The sequence below is a fragment of the Mycobacterium sp. genome, from assembly GCF_040398885.1.
In the GTDB taxonomy this organism is placed as follows: domain Bacteria; phylum Actinomycetota; class Actinomycetes; order Mycobacteriales; family Mycobacteriaceae; genus Mycobacterium.
This window is the reverse complement of the sequence record NZ_JBBATF010000061.1, coordinates 1-10903: the sequence shown is the minus strand read 5'-3', so window position 1 is coordinate 10903 and position 10903 is coordinate 1. Positions and strand designations below refer to the sequence as shown.

Here is a 10903-nt window from a genome sequence, read left to right as displayed (position 1 = left end):
ATCGGCAGGACCAATTCCTCGGTCGCTCCCGGGTACGTGGTCGATTCGAGGATGACCAACATGCCTGGACGGAGTCTCGACCTGACCGCGTGAGTCGCGGCGACGACGTAGGACAGGTCGGGCTCCTTGGTCTTCCCCAGCGGGGTCGGCACGCAGATGTTGATCGTGTCGAGTCGGCCGGCGCCGGCGATGTCATCGACTGCGACGAGCCTGCCGGCGGCCCTCAACGCGGCCACCGCCGAGTCCGGCACGTCGCCGATGTCCGAGGTGCCGTCGTTGACGGCGACGCACTTGGCCGCGTCGAGGTCGACGCCGACGACGTCGAATCCTGCGCGGCCGAATTCGATCGCCAGCGGCAGGCCGACGTAACCGAGCCCGATGACACCTGTTCGGGCGGTTCGATCGGCGATTTTCCGGTACAGCGCGACAGCCGAGGGGTTCCGCAGGGCGGGTGTGTTCACAGCCATCAGTCGGGTCGCATACCCATCAACGCCGCCTGGCGCCGCAACGCCGGGACGAGAGCGCAGACCTCGTCGAAGGTTCCGCTGGCCAGGATCTCCCCCCGATCGAGGTAGACGACAAGGTCGGCGTGCCGAACGGTCGACAGGCGGTGGGCGATGATCAGCCTCGTCACATGAGCGCCGAAAGCCTTGAGCATCTCGGTGACCGCCTGCTCGGTCTCGGCGTCCAGGGCACTGGTCGCCTCGTCCAGGACGAGTAACCGCGGGTGGGTGAACAGCGCGCGCGCGATGCCGAGACGTTGTCGCTGTCCGCCGCTGAGTCGCAGTCCGCGCTCGCCCACCTCGGTGTCCAACCCCTGGGCCTGCCCGCGCAGGAAGTCCTCCAGATGCGCCCGGCGCAACGCCTGCCATACGGTTTGATCGTCGACGGTTTCGCGCGGGAGACCGAGGGCCACGTTGGACCGCACCGACGCACGGATCAGCATGACGTCCTGCGGGACGTAGGCGATGCTGCCGGGCCAGCGCTGGACGGTCTGCCCCGGAGGCAACCCGCTGACCCTGACAGTGCCCGCGTCGGGTTGCAGCACCCCGAGGATCAGGTCGGCGAGCGTGGACTTGCCGGCGCCGCTGCGCCCGACCAGTGCGACGGTCTCGCCTTCCCGCACGGTGAGGCTGACCGCCCGGATGGCCGGCGCACCGCTGCCCGGGTAGGTGAAGGTCGCGTCCCGCACCTCGACGTCAGGGACGAAGGGGCCCGCGGCGGGAGGTGGTCGGACCACATCGGTGGCCGCCTCGGTATGCCCGGCATCCAGCGCCCGGAGTTCCCCGGCCAGTTCATAGGTCGGAACGGCCGCCGCGCCGGCCGCGGCAATCGCCGTCGTCGCGGACTGCAATCGCAACAGCGCGGGCATGAACCGGGTCGCCGTCGCGAGGAATAGGGCGAATGTGCCGGTCGCGACGGCAACGGGCTGGGTGGCGAACAGGACGCCCCCGAGGGCGAAGGCGCCAAGGACCAGCGACCCCTCCGCGACATACTTCGGGAGCATCGTGGCGAACTGAATGCCCGCACTGGCCTCGGCGGCCTGGATGCGGAGATCCTCGATCCGTTGGACGTACAGCATGCGGCGATCGGCCACGGTGATCTCACGGTAGGTCCCGACGGCCTCCTGCACGGCCGTGAGGCTGGCGACCTGAGCCCGCCTGCGCTCTGCGCCGAGTCGGCTCGCCCGATGTCCCCGCGCTCGGTTCAGGCCGAACCCCACCAGGGCGAAGAATGCGACGAACCCCAGTGCCACAACAGGATTGACGATCAGCATGACCACGACGAGCAATATCAGCAGAACCGCCTCGGAGGCGGCGACCACCGCTTGGCCCAGGACGATCTGCACGGCGTTGGTGGTTCCGTCCAGGAGGGCGGCCGCGGTCTCCTGACTGGATCGCCGCTGGAGGAAGGAAAGGGGGCGGGACAGCAATCCTCTGGTGAGCTGCGCTGAAACCAGTGCCTCCCGGCGGGCGAGGAAGCGCTGAATGCGCGCCACGAGAAACGGATTGATCAGGTTCTTGGCGACCAGCAGGAAGGCCGCCACTCCGGCGAAAACGGCAACCAGGGCAGTGTGGGTGCCGTCCAGGTGCAACGCGGCGAGCGCCCGGCCGAGCCGCTCGGGGGGCCGTTGACCGGAGACCGCGGAGACCGCCAGGAAGCCGACCACACCGAGAAGCGCCACCCCGATCAAGTCCAGCAGCGAGGTTGCCATCTGGGCCAGAATCGCAAGACCGAGCAGTCGCCTGTCCCGGCGGTTCAACAGGCGGAGTGACGCTCCCACCGCACCGACTGCCCGGTTCATCGGCGGCGCCTCCCCTCGGTCGTCGTCAGGCGGACCGGACGTCACCCGACGGGCCGCCAGGCCTCCCACTCGGGACCGAAGTCGAGGGCGTACTGTTCGATGCCGGCATTGGAGACGATCTCCCGGAAATGGTCGCGCCAGCCCCACCAGCCGGCGACGTGGAAGACGAATTGCTGCCAGCCCAACTGGTAGGAGCCCGGGATCGTTTCGCCCTTGTTCTCCGGGGAAAACACCGCGATGGCGAGCAACCCGAGCGCGGCCGAGGCCCGAAGCCACAGCCGGCCGCCGGAGATGTTGAACAGCGGTTCGCTCTGCACGTGCGGGACCACCTCGAGTCCGGCCGGCATGGCGGCCGGATCCTCGTGCAGAGTGCGGTGAACCGCGTAGAGCACGTCGGCGATATCTGGGTGCCCGTCCGGATCCGTCGTTTCGACCGGGACCGGAAACCGGGAGGCGGCGAAGTCGATGTCGGCGCCGGCCATCGCGCCGAAGACGTCGACATCCTCACGGAGGGTCCGGGTGAACCGGGTGGCCGGATCCAGCTCCGGGTGGCGCTTGGCCGCGGTCTCCTCCAGTGCGGCGGTGGCGTACCACAGCGCGGACTGCCACTCGCCGGCGCTCCAGTGGTCCAGCGAATTGCGTACGTCGTCTCCCACACTCACGTCTGACGACAGTACCGACCCGGCGGGTCCGCGGGTCCGGAGTGGTCAGGATCGCAGCCTAGGCGATGGTCAGACCGCCGTCGACGACGACGGTCTGACCGGTCACGTACCCGCCGGCCGGGGAGGCCAGCCAGACCGCGGTGGCAGCCAACTCGGCCGCGTCGCCCAATCGGCCCATGATGATCCGCGGCATCAGATCGTCGAGGTAGCCGGGCTTGAGTTCGTCGGTCATCTCGCTGGCGAAGAAGCCCGGCGCCAGTGCGTTGACCCGGATGCCTTTGCGGCCGCTCCACTGCTGGGCCAGGTCGCGGGTCAGCCCGATCACCCCGGCCTTGGAGGCGCTGTAGGCGGCCTGCGGCAGACCGGCCGTGGTGATGCCCAGGACGCTTGCGATGTTGATGATCGCGCTGCCGGGCTGCATCACCCGCCCGCAGGCCTGGGCCATCCAGTACGAGCCGTTGAGGTTGACGTCGATGACGGAGCGGAACTCCCGAGCGGTCTCCCGGGTGGCCGGCACCGCGGTGCCCACGCCGGCGTTGTTGATAAGCACGTCCACCCGGCCGAACTCGCCCATCGCGGCGTCCACCAATCCCTGACACTGCTCGGGGTCGGCCACATCGGTCTTGCGCATGTAGGCACGACGGCCGGCCTGCTCGACCAGTGCGGCGGTGGACGTCATCTTCTCCACCCGCCGTGCCCCCAGCACCAGGTCCGCACCGGCTTCGGCGAACGCACGCGCGAAGGACACCCCCAGGCCCGAAGAGGCGCCGGTGACGATGACGACCCTGTCGTCGAGGCGGAAGGAATCGAGGACGCTCACTTGCCAGTCCCCCCCGGGTCTCTCAACACCTGCCGGGCGATCGCGTACTTGTGCACCTCGGTGGGGCCGTCATAGAGCCGGAACGCCCGCATGTCGGAGAAGATCATCCCGACCGGCGTCTCGTCGGAGATCCCCATGCCGCCGAGGATCTGCACGCAGCGGTCGGCGACCTTGAACAGCTCCTCGGAGACGTAGGCCTTCACCATCGAACTCTCGTGGCGGCCCTTCGCGCCGTTGTCCAGCGTCCAGCACGCCCACCAGATCCCCAGCCGGCACTGCTGCATCGCAATCTCGTTGTCGGCCAACATGAAACCCACACCCTCATGTTCGCCCAGCGGCTTACCGAAAGCGGTCCGGGTGCGGGCGTGCTCGACGGCGATCGACTGCGCCCTCTCGGCGGCACCGAGCCAGCGCATGCAGTGGGTCAGCCGGGCCGGCGCCAGCCGCATCTGGGCGTAGCGCAGCGCCTGGCCGACCTCGCCGAGCGCGGCGGAGGCCGGCAGTCGCAGGTTGTCGAACCGCACCACGCCGTGGCCCTGCACGTAGTTGCGGTCCATGGTGTCCATCACCCGTTCGAGTTCGATACCGGGGGTGCGGCCGTCGCAGAGGAACAGGGTGGGTCCGCCGGCGTTGTGCGGGTTGGGCGCCACCCGGGCCATGATGATCCAGGTGCGGGCGCCGTCGGCGCCGGTGATCAGCCACTTGCGGCCGTTGATGACGTACTCGTCGCCATCGAACACCGCCTCGGTCGCCAGCTGTCCGGGGTCCGAGCCGGCCCCGCCGGGTTCGGTCATCGCGAACACCGAACGCTGCCGGCCGTCGATCACCGGCACCAGGAACTCCTCGGCCTGGGCCTCGTCGGCGATCTTGGACAGGATGAACATGTTGCCCTCGTCGGGGGCGGCGCAGTTCATCGCCACCGGCCCCAGCGTCGACCAGCCTGCGGCTTCGAACAGCACCGCCTGTTCGCGGTGCGACGGCTCCCAGCCGCCGAACCGCCGCGGGGCCTGGAAGGTCAGCAGGCCCGCCCCGCGGGCCAACTCCACCATCTCGTCGCGCAACTCTTCGTTGGGGCCGTGCCGGGTCAGCCGCGGATCGCGTTCGAAGGGAACGATCTGCTCGGTGACGAAGGCCCGGATTTCGTCGCGGCGCGCCGCGAGTTCGGCGGGTACCTCGAAGTCGATCATTCAGCCTCCCTCCATGATCGCCACGGCACGCCGGAAAAGCCGAACCGTGGCGGTGTGCAGCACATCGCCGATCTCTTTGGGCGCCTTGCCCGCCGCCGCGCGCGCGTGGGTGCCCTCCAGGATGATGCCCAGCTTGAAGCACGCCATCACCGTGTACCAGTCGATGTTCGACAGATCCCGGGTGGTGTTGGCGCCGTAGCGTTCCACCAGTTCGACGGGGGTGGCCAGACCGCCGGCGGCCATCAGTTGGTTGGGCAGCACCGGTTCGTGGCCGGGCCGGCACCAGGTGGCCAGCATCCATCCCAGGTCCAGCAGTGGGTCGCCGATGGTGCACATCTCCCAGTCCACGATCGCCACCACCTCTGGGCCGGTCCGGGAGAACATCACGTTGCCCGCGTGGTAGTCGCCGTGCATGATGCCCGGCGCGAAGGTCCGCGGCTGATGTTCGCGCAGCCAGGCCGCCACCGCGTCGACGTCGCCGAAGTCGGGCCCGGGGTAGCCCGCCAAAGCCGAATAGGACTCGAGTTCGGAAAGCCAGCGCGGTACTTGGCGTTCCAGGAAGCCGTCCGGTTTGCCGAAGTCGCCCAGCCCCACCGCCCGGTAGTCGAGGGCGCCGAGCCGTGCGACGGCGTCGGCCATCGACAGCCCCATCGCGTGCCTGATCCGTGCGTCGCCGGCGTGCAGATCCGGCAGCCCCGCCCCGGCATTGAACCCGTCCACCGGCTCCATCAGATAGAAGACGGCGCCGTCCGTTGCTGAGGGGCCGAGCACGGAGGTGTCTTCGCAGACCGCGACCAGTCCGGCGTGCGGGACGTCGGTGCCCGCCAGTGCGCGCAGTACCCGGGTCTCGCGGAGTATCACCGAATTGCTGACCGGCCGCAGGTGCCGGGGGCCGCGGCGGAAGACAAATTCTCTTTCGCCGTCACGGCTGCCCTGGCGCAGCCGCAGCATGACGTTCTGGGTTCCGCCGGTGATCTCGGTGACGTCCGTGATCGGACCCTCGCCCAAACCGTGCCGCGACATCCAGTCGGCCACCGCCGCCATGTCGTGGTTGAGGGCCTCCACCCAGCGAAGCTACCTCACCCTGCCGCGGCGCTCGTTTTCGACCACGGCAGGTGGTTGTCAAGGGTGCGGAAGACGCTCCATCCGACCAGGGTGCCCAGGGCGATGGACAGGATGGCCGACCCTGCCTGGCCCATACTGGCGACGTCGCCGTTACCGCCGGTGGCCGCCTGGCTGACCGACATGAAACTCGTCGCGCCGGGAACCAGGGACCAGAACGACGCCAGCATCATCACCATCGCCGGAGGGGAGGTCCGGACCCGGCTGGCCAGCATGGCGAAGACCACCACCAGGATCGCCCCGACGAAGCCCGAGTGCGCGGCGCTGGTGAACGTCTGCGCCATCTTCTGGCCGAGGATCGCGACGGCTATCGCGGCCGTCATCCAGAACAGCGAACCGGGCGGCGCCGACAGATAGAAGGTCAGACCGATCGCCACGATGACGATCGACAGGTACAGCGACCACGCACCCATCTGGGCCGACGGCGCCTGCGGGGCAACCTGGCCGGCGACGTGCATGCCCATGATGACGCCGAACACCAGCAGGCCGAGTTGGGTCACCCCGTACACCAGCCGACTGGAACCCGAAATGAGTTGGGAGTAGGCCAGTTCCATGGCCCCTGTGGTCAGGGCGATGCCAGGCAGAGTCGCCACCAGGGCAGGGCTTATCACCCGCAGCAACCCGTCGTTGGCCGTGTCGGCGACGAACCAGATGGCCAGCAGGGTGACCACGAACGCCGACAGGGTGGGCAGGATGGGGATCAGTGAGGGCAGCTTCGAACTCATCACCACGATCGACCCGACCACCAGGCCGAGAAACAGATACCCGGGCAGCGATGCCCAGGTCGGGTTGATCATCATGCCGAATCCCACCGTGGTGATGGCATATCCGATCACCGTCGTGATGCGGTCGAAACGCGGCTTGAGTGCGCGCGCGGCTTCGACTTCCGCGATCGCCTCCCGGGGAACGACGGCACCCGCCTCCGCGAGGGACGCGATGGCGTCGATGCGGCCTGCCGCGTCGAGTTGCAGCGACGAGTGGGTTGATCCGTCGATCTCGAAAGTGTCCTCGCCGACCTGGATCAGCAGCACGGTGGGTAGGACCACCACCCGCGTCTGCGCCGTGGTGTACCGCCGGGCGATCGTGAGGAGCCGCGATTCGACGATCGGGACCGGCTGGGACACCTCGAGAAGGGCGATTCCGATCTCGCGAAGCATCTCCGCCACGTCCTGCGGGGCGTAGCTGTCGGGCGGGGCCAGGGCTGCCGGCGGTTTCTTCCGCAGCGCGTCGATGATCGGAAAGCGCCGGGCCATCACCCCACCCTCCCGGTGTTCGGCCCGGCCGTGCGGGCCTGCGCCGCCTGCCAGGGCCAGTAGCCCGTCATCTCCAGTTGCAGCGAGTAGCTCAGGAAGGTCCGGATCAGCACGATGCCGCCTAGCATCGCGACTGTCTTGGGCTCGGGGGTGACCGCGACGGTCCGGATGATGTCGGCGGCGACCAGGAACTCCAGTCCCAGCAGGATCGAGGAGCCGAGTTGCTGGCGGAACGGCCGGTAGGCAGGTTCCCGTCGGCTCAGGCGCACCGCCGCGCCGAGCGCGGAGTACAGCGCGCCGAGTGCGATGACGGACACACCGACCGCGTCGATCGACTTGCCCACGATCTCGATGAATTCAAAGAGCGTCACCGCCAGAAGTCTAGGGTCGGCCGCTCAACACGCCGGCGCATCGACGGCAGCATGCTTGATTAGTGTGTCCCGGTGGGTTCGAGCCGTCCGCGTAATCCATTGTCGTTCCCCGCCTACCGCCGGCTGTTCCCGGCCCGCGCGGTCTCATCGGCGGGCGCCGGCTGATGGCGCTGGGCCTGTTCCCGGCCGCGCCTGGGATGGTCGAGTTGGCGGTGACGCCGCGCCACGGCATCGCCGCCGATCTGATGGGGGCTTTCGTCATCGGCTTCGGCCGGGAGTTCCGGCCGGGGGCCGGGCCGTTCCCGGTTAGGACCGTGGGCTTAGGACACTGGGCTTAGGACAATGGACGCAGGGCTGCCACAGCCGCGCGGTTGGTCTCGAAGACGTTGTGTCCCTGGAACAGACCCATCCGTTCGAGGTTCGCGCGCAGTTGCGGGCGCACGCGCGAATAGGCGAATGTGATGCCCTTGCCGTGCAGCCACTGCAATTCCTTGGCCAGTGCTTCGGCGCCGGTGACGTCGACGTCGCTCACGCCCTCCATATCCAGGACGAAAGCCGAGACCGGAGTCGGGGCCTCGCGCACCGCACGACGGATCTCGGCGCTGAGGGTCTGCGCGTTGCCGAAGAAGATCGGTGCGGCGAAACGCATCGCGATCACCCCGGGCGCCGTTTCGCCGTCGCCGTCGTCGGACGCCGTCAGCGACACGTGCGGGTCATCAGAGCCCTCCAGGATGTCCACCGCCGGTCGGGCCGCCTTGCGCAGCAAGTTGATCAGGGAGAGTATGAATGCCAGCACGATCCCGGCAAGCGGGCCGATCAACAGTACCCCCGCGAAAGATGTTGCGGCTATTGCTGTTTCGAATCTCGACAGTCGCCACAGATGACGTATCTCGGCGATGCCGATCAGCTTGGCCACCGATACTGCGACGATCGCGCCGATCGCGGGGGAGGGGATCTCCGCCAACAGGTCGGCGCCGAAGGTCAACAGCATCAGCGCGCCGCCCGCCATCACCAGCAGCGGCAACTGGGTGCGGGACCCGGCCTGGTCCATGGCCGCCGCCCGCGCGGTGGAGGAGCCGATGGTGAATCCCGACGACAGTCCGGAGGCGATATTGGCGGCCCCGAAGGCCAGCAGGTCGCGGTCGGGGGACGTGCTGTAGTCGTATTTGTCGGCGTAGGACCGCGCCAGCAGCAGGCCCTCGCCGATGGTGACCGTGGTGATGGCCAGCGCGGGCAGGAGCACCGACACCCAGTCATGCCAGTCCAGTCGGGGGAACGCCAGCACCGGCGGCCCGGATGGCACCGAGCCCAGGACGGCCACCCCGCGGCCGGGCAGGTGCAGCAGCGTCGAGGCCACGGTGGCGGCGACCAGAACGATCAGCGCCCACGGCACCGCAGGCATTCGCCGGCGGGCCGGCAGCAGGACGCCGATCACCGCGAGGCTCAGCCCCAGCGACCACCAGTGCACCGCGCCGAGGTGACTGACGAGTTGGGCGAGGCGTTCGAAGAACTCCGACCCGCTGTCCACCTTGATCCCCAGCATCTTGGCGATCTGGCTGAGCAGGATGTCACATGCCAGACCGCCGACGAAACCGATCAGGATCGGTTTGGAGAGGAAGTTGGCCAGGTAGCCCAGCTTGAACACCGAACAGGCGACGAACAGCAGGCCGCCGACGATGGCCTGCGCGGCGGCCATGACCGCGTAGTGGGCGGTGCCCGCGGCGGCGACCCCGCCCAGCGCCGAACCCACCAGCGCCGCTGCGGCCGCGTCCGGCGCGGCCACCAGGTGCCGGGAGGAGGCCAGCAGCGCGAAGGCCACCGAGGGGAGCACCAGCGCGTAGAGCCCGGCGGACGGCGGCAGTCCGGCGATCTGGGCGTAGCCGATGTTCAGGGGCAGCGCGATGGCCAGCAGTGTGATCCCGGCCAGCACCTCGGTGCCGACGTTGTGTCGGTTGAGGCCGGGAATGATGGCGTACACCGGCGCAATCATGGCGCAGTGGTGCCGATTGGGTGAAGAATTCTCGGCATGGGCCGCAAACCTCCGACTTCGGCGATCGAATCCCTCAACCGCGGGCGCGTCGCCGCGTTGCCCTTCGACGACACCCGAGACCTCGACGATGCCGACCGGGGATTCCTCGTGGCGTTGGAACCCTGCGTCATCACCGCCGCCGACGGCCGGGTGGTGTGGGACAACGACGTCTACGGCTTCCTGCGCGACTCCGACGCAACCCACGCGCCGCCTTCGGTGCATCCCAGCCTGTGGCGGCAGTCGGCGCTGTGCGCCAGGCAGGGTCTCTACGAGGTGGTCGAGGGCATCTACCAGGTCCGCGGGCTCGACCTGTCCAACGTCACCTTCGTCGAGGGCGACACCGGGGTGATCGTGATCGACCCGTTGGTGTGCACCGAGACCGCCGCCGCCGCGTTGGGGTTGTATCGCAGCCACCGCGGCGATCGGGCGGTCACCGCGGTGATCTACACCCACAGCCACGTCGACCACTTCGGCGGGGTGCTGGGGGTCACCACCCAGGCCGACGTGGATGCCGGGAAGGTCCCGGTGCTGGCCCCGGAGGGGTTCATCGGACACGCGGTGCAGGAGAACGTGTACGCCGGAACGGCGATGACGCGGCGGGCCGCCTACATGTACGGCACCGCGTTGGACCGCGGGCCGCAGGGGCAGGTCGGCTGCGGTCTGGGCCAGGCGCCGTCGGTCGGCGAGGTGGCCGTCATCGTCCCGACCGTCGACATCACGACCACGGGGGAGACCCACACCATCGACGGGGTGGAGATCGAGTTCCAGATGGCGCCGGGCACCGAGGCGCCGGCCGAAATGCACTTCTACTTTCCCGGGTTCCGCGCGCTGTGCATGGCCGAGAACGCCACTCACAACCTGCACAACCTGATCACCCTGCGCGGCGCGCTGGTCCGTGACCCGCATGCCTGGTCGGGCTACCTGACCGAGGCCATCGACACCTTCGCCGATCGCACCGACGTGGTGTTCGCCTCGCACCACTGGCCCACCTGGGGCCGGGAGCGCATCGTGGAATACCTCTCGCTGCAACGGGATCTGTACGCATACCTGCATGACCAGACGTTGCGCCGGCTCAATCAGGGCCACACCGGCATCGAGATCGCCGAGGACTTCGCGATGCCGCCGGCGCTGGAGAGGGCCTGGCACACCCACGG

Annotated in this window: 11 protein-coding genes; 2 read left to right on the top strand and 9 right to left on the bottom strand. The window is 68.8% G+C overall.

All coding sequences use genetic code 11. From position 1 onward, the window contains the following. The 8 genes from ADBZ5U_RS07850 to ADBZ5U_RS07815 form a co-directional block, all read right to left on the bottom strand. A partial coding sequence (locus tag ADBZ5U_RS07850; RefSeq protein WP_526264111.1) for an NAD(P)-binding domain-containing protein occupies positions 1-461 on the bottom strand: 461 nt, incomplete at its 3' end. A gap of 5 nt (positions 462-466) precedes the next feature. After that, positions 467-2215 carry an ABC transporter ATP-binding protein gene (locus ADBZ5U_RS07845; protein ID WP_526264109.1) on the bottom strand — a complete coding sequence of 583 codons (1749 nt, stop codon included), beginning with the start codon at positions 2213-2215 and terminating at the stop codon, positions 467-469. A gap of 131 nt (positions 2216-2346) precedes the next feature. Beyond that, complete coding sequence (locus ADBZ5U_RS07840; protein WP_526264107.1) at positions 2347-2967, bottom strand: Rv1289 family protein; 621 nt, start codon at positions 2965-2967, stop codon at positions 2347-2349. 58 nt (positions 2968-3025) lie between these two features. Further along, a complete protein-coding gene (locus ADBZ5U_RS07835) occupies positions 3026-3787 on the bottom strand; it encodes an SDR family NAD(P)-dependent oxidoreductase (protein WP_526264105.1) in 762 nt (253 codons plus the stop codon). After that, a complete protein-coding gene (locus tag ADBZ5U_RS07830; RefSeq protein WP_526264103.1) occupies positions 3784-4974 on the bottom strand; it encodes an acyl-CoA dehydrogenase family protein in 1191 nt (396 codons plus the stop codon). The genes ADBZ5U_RS07835 and ADBZ5U_RS07830 overlap by 4 nt, the downstream gene beginning before the upstream one ends. After that, a complete protein-coding gene (locus tag ADBZ5U_RS07825) occupies positions 4975-5997 on the bottom strand; it encodes a phosphotransferase family protein (protein ID WP_526264123.1) in 1023 nt (340 codons plus the stop codon). A gap of 56 nt (positions 5998-6053) precedes the next feature. Beyond that, complete coding sequence (locus tag ADBZ5U_RS07820) at positions 6054-7349, bottom strand: threonine/serine exporter family protein (protein ID WP_526264101.1); 1296 nt, start codon at positions 7347-7349, stop codon at positions 6054-6056. Next, positions 7349-7720: a DUF1622 domain-containing protein gene (locus tag ADBZ5U_RS07815; protein ID WP_526264099.1), complete on the bottom strand. Its 372-nt coding sequence runs from the start codon at positions 7718-7720 to the stop codon at positions 7349-7351. The genes ADBZ5U_RS07820 and ADBZ5U_RS07815 overlap by 1 nt, the downstream gene beginning before the upstream one ends. 164 nt (positions 7721-7884) lie before the next feature. On the opposite strand from ADBZ5U_RS07815, the gene ADBZ5U_RS07810 reads away from it, so the two are divergent. Then, entirely contained in the window at positions 7885-8058 is a 174-nt protein-coding gene (locus ADBZ5U_RS07810) for a hypothetical protein (protein WP_526264097.1), read from the top strand. On the opposite strand, the gene ADBZ5U_RS07805 is transcribed toward ADBZ5U_RS07810, so the two are convergent. Then, positions 8055-9710, bottom strand: coding sequence for a SulP family inorganic anion transporter (locus ADBZ5U_RS07805; protein WP_526264095.1), 1656 nt, complete (start codon positions 9708-9710; stop codon positions 8055-8057). The genes ADBZ5U_RS07810 and ADBZ5U_RS07805 overlap by 4 nt on opposite strands. Before the next feature lie 36 nt (positions 9711-9746). Between ADBZ5U_RS07805 and ADBZ5U_RS07800 the strand changes: the two genes are divergently transcribed. Next, the coding region (locus ADBZ5U_RS07800; RefSeq protein ID WP_526264093.1) for an alkyl/aryl-sulfatase at positions 9747-10903 on the top strand (1157 nt) is incomplete at its 3' end.

Bases quoted from the DNA above. Each gene is read 5' to 3' on its own strand.
- ADBZ5U_RS07820 (WP_526264101.1), bottom strand. From the start codon at position 7,349: ATGGCCCGGCGCTTTCCGATCATCGACGCGCTGCGGAAGAAACCGCCG.
- ADBZ5U_RS07830 (WP_526264103.1), bottom strand. From the start codon at position 4,974: ATGATCGACTTCGAGGTACCCGCCGAACTCGCGGCGCGCCGCGACGAA.
- ADBZ5U_RS07810 (WP_526264097.1), top strand. From the start codon at position 7,885: ATGGCGCTGGGCCTGTTCCCGGCCGCGCCTGGGATGGTCGAGTTGGCG.
- ADBZ5U_RS07805 (WP_526264095.1), bottom strand. From the start codon at position 9,710: ATGATTGCGCCGGTGTACGCCATCATTCCCGGCCTCAACCGACACAAC.
- ADBZ5U_RS07825 (WP_526264123.1), bottom strand. From the start codon at position 5,997: ATGTCGCGGCACGGTTTGGGCGAGGGTCCGATCACGGACGTCACCGAG.
- ADBZ5U_RS07845 (WP_526264109.1), bottom strand. From the start codon at position 2,215: ATGGCAACCTCGCTGCTGGACTTGATCGGGGTGGCGCTTCTCGGTGTG.